The sequence below is a fragment of the Methylobacterium sp. CM6244 genome (assembly GCF_054817885.1).
This window is the reverse complement of sequence record NZ_CM139247.1, coordinates 3,360,374-3,380,146: the sequence shown is the minus strand read 5'-3', so window position 1 is coordinate 3,380,146 and position 19,773 is coordinate 3,360,374. Positions and strand designations below refer to the sequence as shown.

Here is a 19,773-nt window from a genome sequence, read left to right as displayed (position 1 = left end):
GGGGAATGAGTTCATGGACAAGGCGATCAGGACAGGTTTCCAGGCGGCACTCGCCCTTGCCGCCGCCACGGTCGGCGTGATGCCGGGCGCGGCGATGGCACAGGCCAAGCCCGTCACCATCCGCGCCGTGATGCATTCGGGCCTGCGGATCACCGATCCGATCATCACCACGGCCTACATCGCCCGTAACCACGGCTACATGATCTACGACACGCTGTTCGCCACGGACGCGAACTTCAAGGTCCAGCCGCAGATGGTGAAGGAGTACAGCGTCAGCGACGACAAGCTCACCTACACCTTCACCTTGCGCGACGGGCTCAAGTTCCATGACGGCGCGCCGGTCACCTCGGCCGATTGCATCGCGTCGATTCACCGTTGGGGCAAGCGCGACAGCATGGGCCAGAAGCTCATGGAATACACCGTCTCCCTGGATGCAGTGGACGACAAGACCTTCACGCTCAAGCTCAAGCAGCCCTACGGGCTTGTCCTGACTTCGCTCGGCAAGCCCTCGTCCAACGTGCCGTTCATCATGCCGAAGCGCATCGCCGAGACCCCGGCGGACAAGAACGTTCCGGAGGAGATCGGCTCCGGCCCGTTCCGCTTCGTGAAGGGCGAGTTCCAGCCCGGCCTGAAGGTCGTCTACGAGAAGAACACCGATTACGTACCGCGTAGCGAAGCGCCGAGCTGGGCCGCTGGTGCCAAGGTGGTGAAGGTCGACCGGGTCGAGTGGCTCAACATTCCCGATTACCAGACCGCCGTGAACGCGCTCATCAACGGCGAGATCGATTATATCGAGCAGCCGCCGCACGACTTCCTGCCGATCCTGAAGGCCGCGTCCGGCATCCAGATCGTCAATTACAACACCTTGGGCGTGTCCGGCATGCTGCGCATGAATTGGCTCAACCCGCCCTTCGACAACGAGAAGATCCGCCAAGCGGCGCTGCTGGCGGTCAACCAGCAGGATTATCTCGACGCCCAGATCGGCGACCCGGACTACATGGTGCCCTGTCTGGCCATGTTCGTCTGCAACACCCCCAACGCGACAGATGCGGGGGCACCCAAGACCGACCTCGCCCGCGCGAAGCAGCTCCTCAAGGAGGGCGGCTATGACGGGAAGCCCGTCGTCGTGATGCAGCCGACGGATCTTGCCATCGCCGCACCGCTCGGGCCGGTGACGGCGCAGGCCCTGCGCAAGATCGGCATGAACGTCGATCTGCAATCGATGGACTGGCAGACCCTGGTGGGACGCCGCGCGAAGCAGGACCCGGTGGATCAAGGCGGCTGGAACATCTTCCACACCTTCTGGGTCAACGCGGACATGCTCAACCCGGTGAGCAATGTCGGCATCAATGCGAAGGGCCGGAAAGGCGGGTTCTTCGGCTGGGCGGCGGACGCCGAGATCGAGACGATGCGCAATGCCTATGCGCTGGAATCCGATCCCGTCAAGCAGGCCGCCATCGCCAAGGCAGTGCAGGAGCGGGCCTACGCAGTCGGCATGTATTATCCGACGGGCCAGTTCATCAGCCCGCTCGCGGTCAGCCCCAAGCTGAAGGGCATCCTTGAAGCCCCGGCGCCGGTATTCTGGAACATCGAGAAGAAGTGAGCGGGCGCTTCGTCTCCTGTCTCCTTTCGATCCCCCCGATTGGGTTCGGGGGGAGCCGGAGGGGAAGGGAAGCGCCGGACGGCAACGGGCTCTCATCATCCGCCGGAGATCTGAATGGGTCGCTTTCTCGCCGGACGTCTCGCCGCCACCCTCCCCGTCATGGGCATCGTGGCCGTCATCGTGTTCCTGTTGCTGCGGCTCGCACCGGGAGATCCCGCGGCCATCCTGGCTGGCGATGCCGCGAGCCCTGAACAGATCGCGGCGATCCGCGCCAATCTGGGCCTCGACAAGCCGATCCTGACCCAGTTCCTGTCCTGGAGCGGACGCCTCCTCCAGGGGGATCTCGGCTCCTCGATCATCTCGAACCAGCCCGTCGCGAAACTCATCTTCGAGCGGATCGAGCCGACCCTGGCTCTCGCCACCACCACCATCGTGTTCGCCGTCGTGGTGGCGGTCCCCCTCGGGGTGCTGGCCGCCTGGTGGCACGGCACCTGGATCGATCGGGCCATCATGGCCGTCTCGGTGCTGGGCTTCTCGGTGCCGGTCTTCGTGCTCGGCTACCTGCTGATCTTCGGTTTCGCCATGCAGCTCCGGTTCTTGCCGGTGCAGGGGTATGTCAGCATCACAGAAGGGGTCTGGCCTTTCCTGTCGCGGCTGATCCTGCCGACCCTCACCCTGTCGGTGATCTACGTCGCCCTTATCGCCCGCACGACCCGCTCGAGCGTGCTGGAGGTTCTGGGCGAGGATTACATCCGCACCGCCCGCGCCAAGGGAATCGGCGAGAGCCAGGTGCTGTGGCGCCATGCGTTGCGCAATGCAGCCGTCCCGGTGGTCTCGGTGATCGGCCTCGGCATCGCCCTGCTCATCAGCGGCGTCGTCGTCACCGAGAGCGTGTTCAACCTGCCGGGTCTCGGCCGACTCACCGTCGATGCCGTGCTGGCGCACGATTACCCCGTCATTCAGGGCGTGATCCTGCTCTTTTCCGCCCTCTACGTGGTGGTGAACCTCGCCATCGACCTGTCCTACCTGCTGTTTGACCCGAGGATACGCTATTGAGCCGGCAGGAACGGACGATGTCTTCCCCCGCTGTCGCGCGGTTCACGACCCTGCCTCCGGTCCTACGCCATCCGGGCGTGCTCTTCGGCCTCGCGGTCCTGCTGATCGTCGGAGGAGCGGCGCTGCTCGCGCCGTACCTCTGGACCGGCGATCCGATCCTGCTGCGCCCGCGCCTGCGCCACAGGCCACCCTCGGCACCGGCATGGCTCGGCACCGACGCGTATGGCCGCGACGTCTGGAGCCGGGTCGTCTACGGTGCCCGCGTCTCGCTCGCCATCGGCTTCTCGGTGGCCGCCGCCGCGGTGCTCATCGGTCTCGTCATCGGCCTCGTCGCCGGTTACTTGCGCCGGCTCGACGCGGTGGTGATGCGGATCATGGATGGACTCATGGCCATCCCCTCGATTCTGCTCGCCATTGCCATGGTGACCCTATCGGGAGCCGGGATCGCCACGGTGATCGTCGCCATCACCATCCCGGAGATCCCGCGCGTGGCCCGTCTGGTGCGCAGCGTCGTGCTATCGGTCCGCTCGGAGCCCTATGTCGAGGCCGCCATCGGCGCTGGGACGCGCCTGCCGATGCTGCTGACGCGGCACGTCCTCCCCAACACCATCGCGCCCCTCATCGTCCAGGGCACCTATGTTTGCGCTTCGGCGATCCTCACCGAGGCGATCCTGAGCTTCCTCGGGGCCGGGATCCCCACCGAGATCCCGAGCTGGGGCAACATCATGGCCGAGGGCCGGCAGGCCTTTCAGATCGCGCCTTGGGTGATCCTGTTCCCGGGCCTCTGCGTCGCCGCCACGGTGCTCGCCGTCAACATCATCGGCGACGGCCTGCGCGATGCCCTCGACCCGCGCACTGCCCGGCGCGTGGGAGCCCTGCGATGATACGATCCCCGGCAATGAACGAGCCCGTCCTGTCCATCACCGGCCTCACCGTTCCGCTTCCGCTTGGCGCCGACCGGGCCAATGCCATCGAGGGCCTGTCGCTCAGCGTAGGTCCGAACGAGATCGTCTGCGTCGTTGGTGAATCCGGCTCGGGCAAATCCGTCACCGCCAGCGCGGTGATGGGGCTCCTGCCGCCGGGTCTGACCCCATCGGCCGGGCGGATCCTGTTGCAGGGCGAGGACGTGCTGACGGTCGGTCCCGCGCGCCTGCGCGCCCTGCGCGGCAGCCGCATGGCGATGGTGTTCCAGGAGCCGATGACGGCCTTGAACCCGGTTCTGAAGGTCGGCGACCAAATCGCCGAGATGCTGGAAGCCCATTCCGGCCGGGGCGACCGCGAGACACGGCGTCGTCGCGTTCTCGACCTTCTCGCCGATGTCCACCTGCCCGATCCACCGAGCTTGGCGAAGGCCTACCCGCACCAACTGTCCGGCGGCCAGCGCCAGCGGGTGATGATCGCCATGGCCCTTGCCAACGACCCGGCCCTGATCATCGCCGACGAGCCGACCACCGCCCTCGATGTCACCACCCAGGCGCAGATCCTGAAGCTGCTGAAGGAACTCCAAGCTCGGCGCAACGCCGGCATCCTGTTCATCACCCATGATTTCGGCGTGGTCTCCCAGATCGCCGACCGGGTGGTGGTGATGCAGAAGGGGCGGCTCGTAGAGGAAGGCAGCGTCGAGGACGCGCTCACCCGGCCGCGCGACCCCTATACCCGCATGCTCATCGCGGCGGTTCCCCGTGCCGAGCCTCCACCGCCCAGGCCGCGCCCTCAGCCTTCGGCGCCGATCCTCACCGTGCGCGACCTCACCAAGACTTATGGCGGGCGCGGCCTCTTCGGTGGCGGCCGCGCCGTGACGGCCTTGGACAGTGTCAGCCTCGCGTTGCAACCAGGGGAAACCCTTGGCATCGTCGGGGAATCGGGCTCCGGCAAATCGACCCTGGCGCGCTGCGTCGCCCGCTTCGTCGATCCGTCCGCCGGTCATATCCGTATCGGTGGCGACGACATCGCCCTGTTGCCGACGCGGGAACTTCGCCCCTATCGGCGTCGCGTCCAGATGGTGTTCCAAGATCCCTACCGCTCGCTCAATCCACGCCGGACGGTGGGGCAGTCGATCATCGAGGGGCCGATGAATTACGGTCTGTCGAAAGATGCAGCTTGGGCGCGCGCGACGCGCCTCCTCGATCTCGTCCATCTCGATACCGGCGCGCTCGACCGCTATCCGCACGAATTCTCCGGCGGCCAGCGCCAGCGCATCGCCATTGCGCGGGCGTTGGCCATGGAACCCGATGTACTCATCGCGGATGAGGCCGTATCGGCACTGGACGTCTCGGTGCAGCGCCAGGTGCTGGAATTGCTGGAGGATATCCGCGAGCGTCTCAACCTCTCGATCCTTTTCATCACGCACGACCTGCGCGTGGCTGCACGCCTCTGCGACCGCCTCGTGGTCATGCTCGGCGGACGGATCGTCGAGGAAGGGGCGACCGCCGCACTTTTCGCCAACCCGCGCCACGCCTATACGCAGGCACTGTTCGCAGCGGCTCCAAAGCTTCGTCTTGCCCAGGAGTGATCGGACATGTCCTCCCTGAGGATTCAGCTGCGCCATCACAGCTCAGACGAAGATTCCTCAGGGTACAAAGAGGAAGTTTGCTACGGCGCCTAGTTCGTGCCGGAGAGCGGAGAGCAAGAGGAGTGGCTCGTCGTCGACACGGCGAGGGACACAACGGACTTGACCGTTCTCCACGTATACGTTTGAGGCGCCGCCCATCGCCATGGACGAGTTGGGGCACCGGATGCCGCCAAGGATGCCACGGAAACCGGTTTCCGAACCATGAGGCCGAATGACGATCTCCAGTGACGCGGACGCCGACGCGCGCGTTCACGTGCCGCAGAATGTCCGGTAGTCCGCCCCGCCGCCCTCGGGCGCCTCGGCATAGCGGGCGTGGGCGGGCTGGTCGTCGTAGGGCTGCGACAGCACCGCCAATAGCTCCTCAAACGGGCCGAAGTCGCCTTGCTCGACCGCCGCCGCGATCATCGCTTCGACGTGGTGGTTGCGCGGGATGAAGGCCGGGTTGATGGCGCGCATCGCTGACGCCGTCGCCGCGGGGGTCCGTCCCTCTTCATCCAACAGCTTCCGCCAGCGTACGGCCCAGGCGTCGTACTCGGTCGGGTCGACGAACAGGTCGCGCACCCCGGCGTCCGCCTCCGGCCGCTCGGCCGCGTCGCACAGGCGGCGGAAGGTCAGAGTAAAATCCGCCCGGTTCTCCGCCATCCGCGCCAGCAAGTCGTCCGCGAGCGCGACGGCTCCGTCCCGATCCGCGGACAGCCCGAGCTTGTGCGCCAGGCCATCGTGATACGCTTTCTCGAAGCGCGGGCCGAACCCGGCGAGCAGCGCCTCGGCCGCTTCGACCGCCGCCTCGTCGTCGGCCAGCAGCGGCAAGAGGGCCTCGGCCAGACGGGTGAGGTTCCAAAGGGCGATCCCGGGCTGCTGGCCGTAGGCGTAGCGCCCGTGCGCGTCGATCGAGCTAAAGCTCGTGCGCGGATCGTAGGCGTCGAGGAAGGCGCAGGGACCGTAGTCGATCGTCTCGCCGGCCACCGACATGTTGTCGGTGTTCATCACCCCGTGGACGAAGCCGACCAGCAGCCAGCTCGCCACGAGCTCGGCTTGGCGGGCCACGACGCCGTCGAGCAGCGCTCGGTAGGGATGTTCCGCGGAGGATGCCTCGGGATAGTGCCGGGCGAGAGCATGATCGGCGAGCGTCCGCACCGCCTCCGCGTCGCCCCGGGCGGCGAAGTATTGGAAGGTGCCAACTCTGATGTGGCTAGCCGCCACGCGAGCGAGCACCGCCCCAGGTAGCCGGGTCTCACGCACGACCAACTCGCCGGTGGCAACCGCCGCCAGCGCCCGTGTGGTGGGGATGCCGAGCGCGGCCATGGCCTCGCTCACGAGATACTCGCGCAGCACCGGCCCAAGCGCCGCGCGCCCGTCGCCACGGCGGGAGAACGGGGTCGGGCCCGCGCCCTTGAGCTGGATGTCGCGGCGCTGCCCGTCACGGTCGATGACCTCGCCAAGCAGAACGGCGCGCCCGTCACCGAGCTGCGGCACGAAGTTGCCGAACTGGTGCCCGGCGTAAGCTGCCGCGATCGGCTCGGCGCCTTCAGGGACGCTGTTCCCCGCGAGCATCCTCACCCCAGCGGATCCGGCGAGCCAATCCGGGTCCATGCCAAGGTTCGCCGCCAGCGCGCGGTTCAAACGGATCAGGCGCGGGGCTGCGACAGGTGTCGGGGCGCGGCGGACGAAGAAGCTGTCCGGTAAGCGGACGTAGCTGTTGTCGAAAGGGATCTTGGTCATAGTCGAGAGCTATGAGCGATCGCGCCGGTGGACAAGCGCCTTCCGGGAACCCAGTGGGGCAGTGCGCGCGAGAAGGCGCGTGTCCGTGTCGCCTCCTCTACTTCACGGCCAATGCCAGCATGGTCGAGCGACAGTCATGGGCTTTATCCGGCCCAGCGGCTTCGGAGGCCCTCTCCGCATTGCCGTCGAGATGGCTCGCTCTATGATTTCGGTTCCTTCTGCTAGAGCGAACGCGTCTTCGACGTCCATATCAAGGTAGCGTACCGTACTTTCGATCTTCGAATGCCCGAGCAGAATCTGCACCGCGCAGGTTGCCAGTTCCCTTGTCGATCAACGATGCCTCTGTTCGGCGCAGCGACGGAACTCCTCGTGCGCTTCGTCCAGGCAAAGGCCGACGGCGATCCGTCAGAGGTCGCGGATACTACGGCGCTGGCGCGATTGCTGTCGACGGTGGCCTCCGCCATGGGCGTCATCGCGTCGTCCGAGGCCAATCGCGAGGCCCTGCGAGAGGTGGCGCGCGTCTCGCTCGGCCCCTTCGCCAGGAGCGGTAGGGACCGAACGCTCGGACAATCAGGGCTGCAGGCAGGCGCGGTCGCGCTCAGCCCAAACCGCCGTTGGCCCGTAGAATCGGGCCGTTCACCCAACCGCCGTCCGGTCCGACCAAAAACGCGATAGCGGCGGCGATGTCGCCGGGTTCACTCGGGCGACCGAGCGGGATCATTCTCGTCCCTTGTACAACCTGCTCCTCGGTCCGCCGCTGAGGAACAGTTCGATCGCCTCCGACCCAGGGTCTAGCGCGTTGGCCGCGACTCTCCTCGGGTCTGGCTCCTTGGCAAGGGCATGCGTCATCGCTGAGAGCACTCACCTGCCCCCGTCGAGTGGCTGCGATTGGAGCGTTGCGCCCCCCTTGTGGCCCGAGCCACCGTCTGTTTCTTGTGTTTTGCTCTCCGAGACCGGACAGGCGGAAAACCACCCAGGGCGGAAGGGCTGGGTTCGCTCGAGAACGCCTATGTCCGGGACGGCATTATGTTGGGGTAACCGACTGCATCAAACGCGCTGCATTCCTGAAGCATGCATGGCCTCCTCAACTTTGCCGCCGAGGAGGCCGGGCTTCAGATTTCGGTCCCTTCGGCCAGAGCGAGCGCGTCTTCAACGTCCACGCCGAGGTAGCGTACCGTGCTCACGATTTTCGTATGCCCGAGTAGAAGCTGCACAGCGCGCAAGTTGCCTGTTCGCTTGTAGATCAACGCCGCCTTTGTTCGACGTAGGGAATGTGTTCCGTAGTCCTCGCGCCGTAGCCCTATGCCCGTCACCCATTCATCTACCAGACGGGCGTACTGTCGGGTGCTTATGTGCTTCATGGTCGATCCGGCTGGGAAAAGCGTAATCATCAAGCCCGCCTCCTCGACACCCCAGCCAAGTCAGAATGCTGGTACGTGCTGGTTCAAGCAGTTCGAACTGTACAGGCCCTCCTGTCTTTCGCTGAACGACGATGACTCGCGCCCGCACCTGCTCACCGCTGACAAGCTCACCGATCTTCAATTTGACGATGTCACAACCGCGCAGCTTGCTGTCGATGGCGAGGTCAAACATGGCGCGGTCGCGTACGCGCCGCTCTCCATCAGGCCAGAAACGGATGGCCCAAACCTGCTGAGGCTTGAGAGCGCGCTTGGCGCCGAGCTTCCGTCCTGCGTTCCACGGACGGCGGTTCTTGAAGGCTGGGTCGTGCTCTGAATGTCCCATCTCTCATCTCCCAACCGGCAGATGCCGGCAGAGAGAGAAGGGGTGCTGCGAACGTAGCCTGCGCATTACCGGTCAGACGTTCGGGATGTGTGCAACGCAGCTGCCAGGCTTGAAATGCAGCCCTGCTGCGTCCGACACAACTAAGCCGTTTGAGCCAGTTGCCCCACCGTCCAGAGGCGGACATTCGATCTTTCGCGCAGGTGGAAACGTAGAGGTTGTGAAAGCGCTCTTGCCATCGCAGCCATGCATCAACTTAGAATTACTTCAGATTTGAAGTGCTCTAAGTGTGCGATTTCTATCACGTTTTCGCCTTGCCTCGCAACGCAACAAAAGCAATGGAACGGTCAATGCGCCGCTTGAGGCGCCTACCAGCGTGCTCCATGTCCCATCGCCCCCCGCTCTTCGCTCTGCTTCTTGCCACGACCGCCCTCACGGGACCTGTGACGGCACAGGAAGTGAGCGTGCAGCTCAACCAATTGACGGTCGAGGGTACGGCACCTGCGCCCGTGCTGGGGGGCGGGGCCAATCTCACCGGTAGGGATGGCGGTACGGCCGCGACCAGTGGCGGCGGGGGTGGCCCTTCCGGGGTCACCGGTTACACCGCCCGCATCAGCCCCACGGCGACCAAGACTAACACGCCGCTGCTCGAGACGCCCCAATCGGTCACGGTGCTCACCCGCGAGGCGCTCAACGACCGCAACGTCCAGACCCTCAACGAGGCCATCGGCTACGTGGCCGGCGTCTCCTCGAACGTCTTCGGCTTCGATCCCCGCTTCGATTCGTTCTTTGTGCGCGGCTTCAGTCTGACCTATGACGGCATCTTCCGCGACGGCCTGCGCCAGGTGGCGTCGGGTCTGACGGTGCCCCGCATCGAGCCCTACGGTATCGAGGCGGCAACGATCCTGCGCGGACCGGCCTCCGGACTCTACGGCCTCGGCTCGCCCGGCGGCATCCTCGATGTCACCACGAAGCGGCCGGTCTTCACGCCCTTCGGCGAGGTCCAGTTGCAGGTTGGCAACTACGACCGCTACCAGGGCAATTTCGATATTGGCGGCCCGGTCGAAGGCACGGGTGGCAAGCTCGCCTACCGCGTCACGGGCATCAAGCGGCAGTCCGAAACTTTCATCCCCGGGGGCTCCGATGATCGGGGCTACATTGCGCCGTCGTTTACCTGGAAGCCCTCGGCCGACACGACCTTCACGTTCCTAAGCGAGTACCAGGAAACCAAGCTTCCGGGCTCGACGACGTTCTTCAACCAGAACCTGCGACCGACCCGCATCTATTCGGGCGATCCGGCCTTCAACGACTTCAAGCAGCAGCAGGGCCGCGTCGGCTACGCGTTCGAGCACCGCTTCGATCCTGATCTGGTCTTCCGGCAGAACTTCCGCTTCTACGACATCAGCAACGACTATCGCTATGCGTCGATCGCCATGCTCAGCCCCGACGGCCTGAGCGCGAGCCGGTCGACCGGATATTCCCGGCAGTTCCTCAGCCAGTTCACCCTCGACAACCAGATCGAGGCACATGTCACCACCGGGCTGGTCCAGCACACGCTGGTGGCGGGGCTCGACTACGCGCATTCCGACTTCAACTACCGCTTCGGCTTCGGCGCGGCCCCCGATCTCAACCTCGTCACGCGCAATTACGGTCAGCAGCCGATCCTGGCGCCGGTGCTGGGGCCCCGCACCGCGCAGAGCCAGGATCAGGTCGGGCTGTACCTGCAGGAGCAGGCCAAATTCGACCGCTTCGTGCTTACCCTGACCGGCCGCTACGATTGGGTGTCCCAGAACACGACCACAGCCGCCGCCGCAACCGAGCAGAACGACCAGGCCTTCACCGGCCGCGTCGGCCTTAACTATCTCCTGGCCCCCGGGCTGGTGCCCTATGCCAGCTACGCGACCACCTTCGCGCCGCAGCCGGGCGTCGATGTCGCCGGGCGCGCCTTTAAGCCGGCGACCGGCGATCAGATCGAGGCGGGCATCAAGTACCTGATTCCGGGCACGAACATACAGGCGGGATTTGCCGGCTTCGACATCGTCCAGAGCAGCGTGCTGCTCACGGACCCGAACAACGTCGCCTTCCAGGTGGCGACGGGCGCCGTCGAGTCGCGAGGCTTCGAGATGGAGGCGATCGCCAACTTCGCGCCCGGGACCAACCTAACCCTCGCCTACACCCATCTCGACCTGCGCTATCTCCGCCAGACCTCGTTCGCGGGCCAGTCCCTGGACGGCAACGCGCTCTCCGGCATTCCGGGAGATACGTTCACCGGCTTCCTGACCTACCTGTTCCCGCCGGGCTCGGCTTTGCGCGGACTGACGCTCGGAGGCGGCCTCCGCTTCAACGCCAACAGCTTCGCCAATGACGAGAACACGGTCCGTAACCCGACCGTGACGCTGTTCGACGCGCTGCTCGCCTACGACTTTGCCGCCCTCGATCCCAAGTACAAGGGCTTCCGTGCCCAGGTGAACGCCAACAATGTCCTCGACCGCGACTACTTCACCTGCCAAGCCGGCTTCTGCTATCGGGGCGCACCGGCCACTGTCATCGGCAGCCTGATCTACCGGTGGTGACGTAAGCTTCCGTGACGCCGTTGCAGGACCCGTGTGAATGATGATCCAGGCTTTCCCGGACCATGTCCGGTGACGACGCTCATCTCGCGGCGTACGCTTGCGGGCCTCCTGGCGGCAGCCTCGCTGATGCTTGAGCAGGGTTCGGTGATGGCAACCGCCGGCCCGGACGAGCCGGCACGGCTCACCGGCGCGGTCAGCTTCGATCTCGGGGGCGACAAAGGGCAGGCCCCGTGGCGGATCACGCTTTACATCCCACCCGGCGAGCCGCCGGCCGCCGGCTGGCCCGTCCTGTATCTCCTCGACGGTAACGCGGTGACGGCCACCGCGATCGATATCGAGCGCGTGCAGGCCCCTTACCCGGATGCGACGGGGATCGGGTCTCGATTCGTCATCGTGGGAATCGGATACCCTGGCGACGAGGCCTATGACAGCCTGCGCCGCTCCTGGGATTACACGCCTCCGCCGGGCCGGTCCTACCCGACGTCGAGGCCCGACGGGCCGGTGCTGAGAACGGGGGGCGCCGATGGGTTCCTGCGTTTCGTCGTCGACGACCTCAAGCCTGTGATCGCGCAGCGCTGCCGGATCGACCCGTCACGGCAGGGCTTGTTCGGACATTCCTTCGGCGGGCTCTTCGTCCTCTACGCTTTGGCCCATAGGCCCACAGTGTTCTCGCACTGGGTCGCGGCGAGCCCGTCCATTTATTGGGAGGATCTCGTCTTGCTGAAGAGCATCGAGCGCCTCGAAGCCGGTCCCTCCGTCCACGCCCGCACGCTTCTCCTCGCGGGGGCTTTCGAGGAGGAACTCGCCCCGTTTCAGCGCGAGGCGCCCGATCGCGAGGCACGCCTCGACCGCTTGAAGTCGGCGCGGACGGTCGAGCTTACCCGTGCCATGGCAGACCGGCTTAGTCAGATCCCTGGTTTAACAAGCCAGTTCCGGCTGATTTCCAGACGAACGCACATGACCGTTTTGCCCGATGCCGTGAACGAGGCCGTCGCCTTCGTTATGCAACGAGATGGATAGGCTGGTGATAAGGAAAGCCGCCTTACACAGACGGTGGCCCCATCGCGAGTTGACTGGCCACAAAGCCGTCGATCGCTCTCGCTCGTTCGAATATCTGCCTTTCTTATTCCGCGCCATGTAAGCAGTCCGTGTGAAAGCCATTCATCATCGCAGCTGCGCGCCATGAACGGACATCAGCTGACCGCCCGGTAGCGGACATTCAGTTTCGGATGACCGTCGCCGTGTCGGCCCCTGGAGCGGGCCGCTCCTATGCGATCAGTTCAATCAAGCTATCAGCCGAACTGCGGGGACACGGAGTGTCCTCTCCTCCCCTGGCGCTTCTGACAGCGCAAACCACTTACGGCTGCGGGTGGGCCTGTGGCGTGGGAGCCATTTTCGGCTTGGCGGGCGTTGACCGAGCCGGATCGGGTGGCGGGCTTGGCTTAGGCGGTGACGCGTTCGTCCGTGTGTTGGCTGGCGAGACAGGCGACGGAGGCGCCGGAGCCGGTGCGACAGGCGTCACAGCCGGCGGGATCGGTGTTGGTGCCGACGCCGAGACCTAACCCGACCAACAGCTCATGTACGGGACGTTGGTCACTCGATACGCGACGAACGTGGCCACCGCTGCCCCGACGACTGCGAGCACGCCAACAGACCCCAGAAACCTTCGCTGCCATTTGATCCGACCGGCGAGGGTGACGAAAATCGTATCGAACTGATCGCTGAGCGCCGCAAAGTCCCGCTGAAACTTGGTTTTTTGGCGCGCGATATCGTCGGATATGGACGCCAGCGTCGCCCATTGGTTTCCGATGGCAATCGCCAAGAGCGCGACGAAGATCCACGCTCCCACGACGACGGCGAAGTTGGTCCAGAACTCGACGCCGCAGGCGGATGTGACTTTCAGCTGCGAGGCGACGATGACCGTCGCGACAGAGATACCGAGCAACTGCGTCTGGATATCGATAATCGTTTTATGGATCTTGTTGAGATAATCGATGCGTGCGGCTTCGATCTCGTTGCGGATCTTTGAGTAAGAGAAGCTGGACGCGAACAGCTGATAGCCGTTGCGAACTTCCTCGTTCGCCGAACCGAGGTTTGCGGTGAGGTGGCGAAACCGGACTGCGACCGGCTGAGACGCGCAGATCCCGATGACGGCTTCGGCGAGGATCGCGCGCTTCTGGTCTCGGTGAATCTCGTCGGCGCACGCGCTGAGAATGGCGTCGGCGTCGGAGACGCTCACACGGTCCAAGCCGGCGGCCTTATACGCCAGCGGAACGCTGAACTTGCCATCCTTGATGAAGATCAATTCCCTTTTGGATTGATCGACATAGGCCGCTGCTTCGCCGACGAGCTTCGTGAACTCGAGGACCTTGCGATAGGTCGCTAGATGTTTGGTCCCGGCATTTGGTGGAGCGGGTTTGACCGGAAGCGGCCGGGCTCGGCGGACCATGCCTTGCAGATGGCCTCGTAGGGCGTGAGACCACGCAGAGTCTTCAGGCGGCGAGCGAAGTTGTAGGCGCTGACGAAGTCGGCCAGATGGTCGCGAAGCTGCGCGTGGCTGTCGTAATGATAGCGTTTGACCGTCGCATCTTTGATCGTGCGGTTCATCCGCTCGACCTGTCCGTTCGTCCAGGGGTGTCGCGGCTTGGTCAGGCGATGGTCGATATCGTTGCGGGCACAAGCAAGCTCGAAGCTGTGAGCTCGGAAGGTCTCGCCGGCCGCAATCGCCTCCTGGATGATGGAGGCGGCCGAGGCGACGTTGCCGGGCGTGGTGAAGTGGGTGCCGTTGTCGGTGAGCACCGTGTGCACCCGGTAGGGCACGGCCTCGATGAGATGCCGGAGGAAATCGCCCGCGACCCGCCGCGTCGCTCGTCCATGGAGTTCGACGAAGGCGAACTTGGTCGTGCGGTCGATGGCGACGAGCAGGTAGAGCCGCCCTTCCGCCGTGTGAACCTCGGCCAGATCGATGTGGAAGTAGCCGAGCGGGTAAGCCTTGAAGCGCGACCGCTTGGGTTTGTCACCGTCGACCTCCGGCAGTCGGCTGATGCCGTGGCGTTGCAGGCAGCGGTGCAGCGACGAGCGGGTCAGGTGCGGGATCGTGGCCTGCAGCGCGTAAAGGCAGTCGTCGAGCGGCAGGAGCGTGTGGCGACGAAAGGCGACCACGACCGCCTCATCTTCAGGTGAAAGCACCGTCGAACGCGGATCCTTCGGACCCGTGCGCTGGTCGGCGACCGAGGTCCGCTGCCTCCACTTGGCGACGGTCTTCTGGTTGATCCCGTAGCGTTTCGAGAGAGCCCTCAGGCTCGCTTGACTATGCTGGATCGCTCGACGAACCGCCTCAGTCGTCGTGGCGCTGCCGTGAAGAACCTGGCCCATAGCGCGTCCTTCCACCCCAACGTGAAGATTGCACCATCAAACCCTGGGATCAAACATCTAAGCGCTCTGGACAGGGATCTATGTCCGGTGTGATACCGCCGTCGATGACGAAGTAGGCGCGCGGTTCTTTGACCCGCGCTTCCGGGGTATCGAGCAACCCGTCGAAGTCGCGAACGAGGGAGCCGAGCGCAGTCCGGGGTGGGCCGACGCGGACTGATACGATCTGACCGACTTGAAGCGCGTCGTCGTCGAGCACCACGATGTCTGCGTCAACAGCGACATCCTGGTCATCTTCGATGAGTTGGATGACCTCCAGGACTTCTGGGGTCGTAATCGACAGCCTTCCCTGATCGCCGTTCTGATCGAAGGCGATATGACGATACAGCAGGATCAGCTGGTCGAATGTGATCTTAGCCATCTTGGCTGTACTCAGTGCGCAGCTGCGCTGTGAGATCCTCGGGCAGGCCGGTCAACGTGAGGGTGTTGTCCTCAGCGTTGAACCGCACATTTCCGCGGGTGATCGCGTCGCGGTTGAACTCGATGCTCCAGGTCGGGGTCTTGCCCTTGAATTTGATCAGCGGTCCGAGGGCGCGGCGATCAGGCACGAAGCCGTCGTTGAGGCGTAGATCAGGATCGGCCAGAACGCTCATCAGCCTCTCGGGATCCTGCGGGCTCAGTTCGTTGGCCAGCGCCTCGAAGCTAAGTTCCTCCTGAGCCTTGGCCGAACGCTCGCAGATGGTTTTCGCGCGGGCGAGGAAATCGTCCTTACTTGGGGTGTCCATGCCATCATCGGTGGCGAATGCCATCAGCGCCTGGACTAGCTCGGCTGTGTCGCGGCGGTTCTGGACCGTGGTGTCACAGCCGAGGAATTCCTTGAAGTACTCGGAGACCTCCCGCTTGCCCTTCAAGAAGCCAATGTAGCGCTCCTCGCCGTTGGTCCAGCCGGTCATGTTGATGCGGCCCGCGAACCGAAAACCGTCCATGTCGAGATGGCGGACATCCTGGACATCGAGGTCGCTCGTCATCGACGCGCCGAGCTTCTCGTTGACGATCGCGATGAGGAGGTACTGCCGTTCTTCGCGCTCGAAGTGAGCGAAGAAGACGTGGCCGCCCGTGGCAGCACCCTTGTAGCCCGCCTGGGCTTTCAGCGTTTCCATCATCTTGTGCGTCAGCGTCGTGAAGTCATTGGGCTGGACGTTGAGGTAGGCGCGGAGGTGCTTCTCGGTCGGAAATCGATCTTCATCGACCGCGAATTTCCCGTAAGATTTCGAGGTCCGCTTGGCGTAGAGAGCGGTGAGGTCGTCGATCACGCGTTGCATCGTCTGAGTCACTTTCAGATCGCTTTTTCCGTGCTTAACGACGAAGGCCCCCTGGGTTTTGGTCAGGTCGTGGATCGCGACGCGGATAATGGTGTTTGTCACCTGCCCTCCCAGCGGCGAATGCAACGACCTCAGGTGTCGTTCACTGCGGCCGAGACTGGCTTGGCGCAAGGACGCTGACGACCCAACCGGTCGCGCCGAGGCGGTGCGAAACGGCGTCGAAGGTTTTGCCGTCGCGACCCGCGAACCCTGAAGGAGGGTGGATGCCATGCCTCGCAATGCTTCACGAATGAACAGATCGCCTTTGCCCTGCGGCAGGCGGAGAATGGCGCCACGGTGGACCAGGTCTGCCGGAAGATGGGCGTCTCTGAGCCGACCTTTTATCGCTGGAAGAAACAGTTCGTCGGCATGGGTGTGCCGGAGATCCGACGGCTCAAGCAGCTGCAGGACGAGAACGGCAAGCTCAAACGGCTGGTCGCCGACCTGACGCTGGACCGCTCCATGCTGCAGGACGTCCTTAAGCGACCCGAAGGGCGGCGTCAGCAAAAGTGGTGAGGCTCGCCGCTCGTCCCAGCGCTACAGGAAGCGATCCGACCCTCAGGTCGCGCTGCGGATGCGTTTGAAGGAGTTGGCCGCCGCGCGGGTACGCTATGGCTATCGGCGGCTGCACATCCTGTTGCGACGGGAGGGCTGGGCCGTGAACCACAAGCGAACCTGCCGGATATACCGGGATGAGGGGCTGTCGATCCGGTCCAAGCTGCCCAATCGCAAGCGAGCCTGGCGCTACCGTCAGGGTCGACCGGCGATCGGTGGACCCAATGAGGTCTGGGCGATGGAGTTCATGTCCGATCGCCTCTTCGACAGGCGTCCGTTCCGGATCCTGACCGTCATCGATTGCCACACGCGAGAGGCGCTCTCGCTCACCCCGAGAGCCAACTTCCGCGCCTACCAGGTGACCGGGGCCCTGGACGCCTTGGTCCGGCTGCGAAGTCGACCCAAAAGCCTGCGGGTGGACAACGGACCGGAGTTCGCCGGGCGCATGCTCGACCAGTGGGCCTATCTGAACGGGGTCGAGATCGACTTCTCCCGACCGGGCAAGCCGACCGACAACGCCTACATCGAGTCGTTCAACGGCCGTCTGCGGGCGGAATGATGCCGTTCGCCCCGCCGGGCATGATCGCGTCCGTGAAGACAAGCTTGAACCCGTCTCCCCTTCGCGACGGACACGCAGCCCCCTCACGAAGCACGATCCACTCGGAATTATTGCAACGGGAAGTCAGGAATTTTCTCTTCCGGCTATGATTTTTTTGAAACTTCACCTCTCGCAGGGCCGTAACGAGCGATGATCCCACATAACGGGTTCGGAACTTGGAGATACGTATGACCAGCATGTTTAAGGTCGCCAGCTTCACCCTCGCCATGGCGCTTACCGGCGCAGGCGCGTTTGGCACGGCGGTCCAGGCGGCGGAAGAGAAGACGGTGATGGTCGGCGGGGCGCCGATGTACCCGTCCAAGACCATCGTCGAGAACGCGGTCAACTCGAAAGACCACACTACCCTGGTTGCCGCTGTGAAGGCCGCCGGCCTCGTCGAGACGCTCTCCGGGAAGGGCCCGTTCACGGTGTTCGCGCCGACCAACGCCGCCTTCGCCAAGCTTCCAGCCGGCACCGTCGACACCTTGGTGAAGCCTGAGAGCAAGGCGACGCTGACCAAGATCCTGACCTACCATGTGGTGTCCGGCACCATGACGGCGGCCGATCTCCAGAAGGCGATTAAGGCCGGTGGTGGCAAGGCCATGCTGAAGACGGTCGAGGGCGGTAGCCTGACTGCTGAGGAGAAGGGCGGTAAGATTGAGCTCGTCGACGGCAAGGGCGGCAAGTCGACCGTCACTATCGCCGACGTGATGCAGTCGAACGGCGTGATCCACGTCGTCGACACGGTCCTGATGCCAAAGTAGGTTCCGAATTTAGAGCGAAGCAAGGCTGTCCGGGCACGGTCCGGGCAGCTTTTTGTTATCCTGATCGTACGTCGGTGGAAGTTATAATGGGGGCCCTTGGTCCCGCTCAAAGGTACGCCCGGCGGTTATTTTGGATGTAATGTGAGATTGATCGCATCCTTGCGCTCAATGAGAGCTTAAGTTCGGTAAAACATCTTATTTCGGGCGATACGCCTCATGCTCTCATTATCGACGATGAAACCCATCATCGTGATGGGTGACGACCAGCATTCTGGAGGACGCGGGTTCCAGGCGCTGGAGGCCATGCACGTCGCCAATTGTAGCACCCTAGGCTGAAAGGCACGTCCGCTTCGCTAAGCGTCTGTCACTGAGCAGGAAGACTGAAAACCACCTGTTGCAGACCTCGGGAAGGTCCGCTTTCGGGCGACCTCGGGGACAAAGAACTACGACTAGATCGGGTGGATTTTTGCCCATCCGCTTTTAGAGGCCGTAGCCACAAGACCGGACTTTCACCTAGGCCAAGCTGTTCGATGGAGTTGCGCCCGACCCAGTTATTCGCTGGCTTGCAGCGGTATTTTCGGAACGGACCTGGGCTGGCTCTTAGGCGCAGTGTGAAGCAACCGCGCAAGCGCTGACGCCAGGCCTACCGGACGGCGGCAGCGGCGTCGGCCAATGCGCCTCATCCCGCGCGGTCGCAGCACATGCGGAGCATCAAGTCCCTATAGATGGCCTGCGCCTCCTCGATCCGGTCGACGAGGCAGTACTCGTCCGTCTTATGGCACTGCGCCGGCTCGCCGGGTCCTACGATCACCGTGGCGACTCCGTCGAAGGCCGGCACAAGAGCCGACGCATCGGTGAAGTAGGGTGCCCCAGCTGGTTCCGCCGACGCCCCAGTCCGCTCGCGAAGCAGCGTCAGGAGCAGGGCGGCGGACGGATCGTCCGGCTCGGTAGCGAACCCAGGGAAGCTCGTGACAACCCGGATCTCAGCCTCCGGTCCGAACAGGCGGCCGAGTTCGGCGATCAGCGTTTCGTGCTTCTGCTCCGGCAGGGTCCGGATATCCACGGTGAACTCGACGAAGTCAGGGACGGAGTTGATGTTTTCTCCGCCGCGGATGGTGGTGACGCAGGCCGTGGCGCTGCCGAGCAGTGGGTGGCGGGCGCCGAACTCGTGGTCCTTAAGTCTCCGGATCCACTCCGCCGCCTTGCTGATGGCGTTTTCGCCCTCATGCGGCATGGAGGAATGCGCTGTCCTCCCACGCGCGGTTACGATGACGCGGAGAGAACCCTTATGGGCGAATATGGGGGCATTAGACGTCGGCTCGGCCACGATCAGGAGTTCGGCTGGCCCGAGGACTTTCTCACGGCCGACATGGAATGCGCCTTCACATCCCGTCTCTTCTCCGGCGGTGATCACGAGCGTGACACCGCGGTGGAAGCTAAGCCCGTCCCCGATCAGGTTGCATGCAGCCGCGATGAACGCCGCTACGCCGGCCTTCATGTCGCTGGAACCGCGGCCGTACAACCGGCCATCTTGCACGACCCCTTCGAAGGGTGGGAATTGCCACTCGTTCGACCCAAGTGGCACGACGTCGATGTGCCCAGTGAAGCAGAGCGGCTTGCCACCGGCCGTCCCAGGGATGCGCGCGACCAGTGTTGGTCGGTCCTTGGCAAATTCGTAGCTGGCGACGTCGAACCCGTGTTCGGTCAGTAGCCGGGCAATGAACTCGGAACATTCCTTCTCATCGCCTGGAGGATTGATTGATCGAAACCGGATGAGCTGCTTCGAGAGTTCGAGACCGTTCAGGGGCATTGGTGCTTCCACGTGAAGTTTCGCGTCGTTGCCGGCCGCGAGTTCGA

The 19,773-nt window shown here is 64.1% G+C and carries 13 protein-coding genes and 5 pseudogenes; 10 read left to right on the top strand and 8 right to left on the bottom strand.

Annotated elements, in window-relative coordinates:
* Nucleotides 1-13: 13 nt before the first annotated feature.
* From ACYQML_RS15800 to ACYQML_RS15785, 4 genes are all read left to right on the top strand, one after another.
* Entirely contained in the window at nt 14-1,603 is a 1,590-nt protein-coding gene (locus tag ACYQML_RS15800; protein WP_461233342.1) for an ABC transporter substrate-binding protein, read from the top strand.
* A gap of 114 nt (nt 1,604-1,717) precedes the next feature.
* A complete protein-coding gene (locus ACYQML_RS15795) occupies nt 1,718-2,659 on the top strand; it encodes an ABC transporter permease (protein WP_461233341.1) in 942 nt (313 codons plus the stop codon).
* A gap of 17 nt (nt 2,660-2,676) precedes the next feature.
* Nucleotides 2,677-3,543: an ABC transporter permease gene (locus ACYQML_RS15790; protein ID WP_461233340.1), complete on the top strand. Its 867-nt coding sequence runs from the start codon at nt 2,677-2,679 to the stop codon at nt 3,541-3,543.
* Nucleotides 3,544-3,557: 14 nt separating this feature from the next.
* Nucleotides 3,558-5,171, top strand: coding sequence for a dipeptide ABC transporter ATP-binding protein (locus ACYQML_RS15785; RefSeq protein ID WP_461233339.1), 1,614 nt, complete (start codon nt 3,558-3,560; stop codon nt 5,169-5,171).
* 309 nt (nt 5,172-5,480) lie between these two features.
* Here the strand turns inward: ACYQML_RS15785 and ACYQML_RS15780 are convergent, their stop codons facing one another.
* Nucleotides 5,481-6,953, bottom strand: a complete 1,473-nt coding sequence (locus ACYQML_RS15780) for a protein adenylyltransferase SelO (protein ID WP_461233338.1) — start codon at nt 6,951-6,953, stop codon at nt 5,481-5,483.
* A 204-nt stretch (nt 6,954-7,157) separates the two neighbouring features.
* Nucleotides 7,158-7,320, bottom strand: a pseudogene (locus tag ACYQML_RS15775) (integrase); the annotation flags it as partial.
* Here ACYQML_RS15775 and ACYQML_RS15770 point away from each other — a divergent pair.
* Nucleotides 7,311-7,628, top strand: a pseudogene (locus tag ACYQML_RS15770) (hypothetical protein); the annotation flags it as partial. The pseudogenes ACYQML_RS15775 and ACYQML_RS15770 sit on opposite strands and share 10 nt — an antisense overlap.
* 437 nt (nt 7,629-8,065) lie before the next feature.
* Here ACYQML_RS15770 and ACYQML_RS15765 read toward each other — a convergent pair.
* Nucleotides 8,066-8,696 (bottom strand): annotated as a pseudogene (locus tag ACYQML_RS15765) (tyrosine-type recombinase/integrase).
* Between the two features lie 380 nt (nt 8,697-9,076).
* On the opposite strand from ACYQML_RS15765, the gene ACYQML_RS15760 reads away from it, so the two are divergent.
* Both ACYQML_RS15760 and ACYQML_RS15755 read left to right on the top strand, forming a co-directional pair.
* Nucleotides 9,077-11,266 (top strand): TonB-dependent siderophore receptor, encoded by a 2,190-nt coding sequence (locus ACYQML_RS15760; RefSeq protein ID WP_461233337.1) that lies wholly within the window; start codon nt 9,077-9,079, stop codon nt 11,264-11,266.
* Between the two features lie 126 nt (nt 11,267-11,392).
* Entirely contained in the window at nt 11,393-12,286 is an 894-nt protein-coding gene (locus ACYQML_RS15755; RefSeq protein ID WP_461235736.1) for an alpha/beta hydrolase, read from the top strand.
* A gap of 538 nt (nt 12,287-12,824) precedes the next feature.
* On the opposite strand, the gene ACYQML_RS15750 is transcribed toward ACYQML_RS15755, so the two are convergent.
* From ACYQML_RS15750 to ACYQML_RS15735, 4 genes are read right to left on the bottom strand one after another with little or no spacing between them, the layout of a single operon-like run.
* Nucleotides 12,825-13,715 (bottom strand): hypothetical protein, encoded by an 891-nt coding sequence (locus ACYQML_RS15750; RefSeq protein WP_461233336.1) that lies wholly within the window; start codon nt 13,713-13,715, stop codon nt 12,825-12,827.
* Entirely contained in the window at nt 13,649-14,641 is a 993-nt protein-coding gene (locus tag ACYQML_RS15745) for an IS481 family transposase (protein WP_461233335.1), read from the bottom strand. The genes ACYQML_RS15750 and ACYQML_RS15745 overlap by 67 nt, the downstream gene beginning before the upstream one ends.
* A gap of 49 nt (nt 14,642-14,690) precedes the next feature.
* Entirely contained in the window at nt 14,691-15,059 is a 369-nt protein-coding gene (locus ACYQML_RS15740; protein WP_461233334.1) for a hypothetical protein, read from the bottom strand.
* The gene (locus ACYQML_RS15735) at nt 15,052-16,230 is read right to left on the bottom strand and encodes a nucleoid-associated protein (protein WP_461233333.1); all 1,179 of its coding nucleotides are present in this window, start codon (nt 16,228-16,230) and stop codon (nt 15,052-15,054) included. The genes ACYQML_RS15740 and ACYQML_RS15735 overlap by 8 nt, the downstream gene beginning before the upstream one ends.
* Here ACYQML_RS15735 and ACYQML_RS15730 point away from each other — a divergent pair.
* The 3 genes and pseudogenes from ACYQML_RS15730 to ACYQML_RS15720 all read left to right on the top strand — a co-directional run.
* Nucleotides 16,210-16,482 (top strand): annotated as a pseudogene (locus ACYQML_RS15730) (transposase); the annotation flags it as partial. The gene ACYQML_RS15735 and the pseudogene ACYQML_RS15730 overlap by 21 nt on opposite strands.
* 40 nt (nt 16,483-16,522) lie before the next feature.
* Nucleotides 16,523-17,110: pseudogene (locus ACYQML_RS15725) on the top strand (DDE-type integrase/transposase/recombinase); the annotation flags it as partial.
* 239 nt (nt 17,111-17,349) lie between these two features.
* Complete coding sequence (locus tag ACYQML_RS15720; protein ID WP_056431732.1) at nt 17,350-17,916, top strand: fasciclin domain-containing protein; 567 nt, start codon at nt 17,350-17,352, stop codon at nt 17,914-17,916.
* 679 nt (nt 17,917-18,595) lie between these two features.
* Here the strand turns inward: ACYQML_RS15720 and ACYQML_RS15715 are convergent.
* Entirely contained in the window at nt 18,596-19,726 is a 1,131-nt protein-coding gene (locus tag ACYQML_RS15715; protein WP_461233332.1) for a M20 family metallopeptidase, read from the bottom strand.
* Nucleotides 19,727-19,773 lie beyond the last annotated feature (47 nt).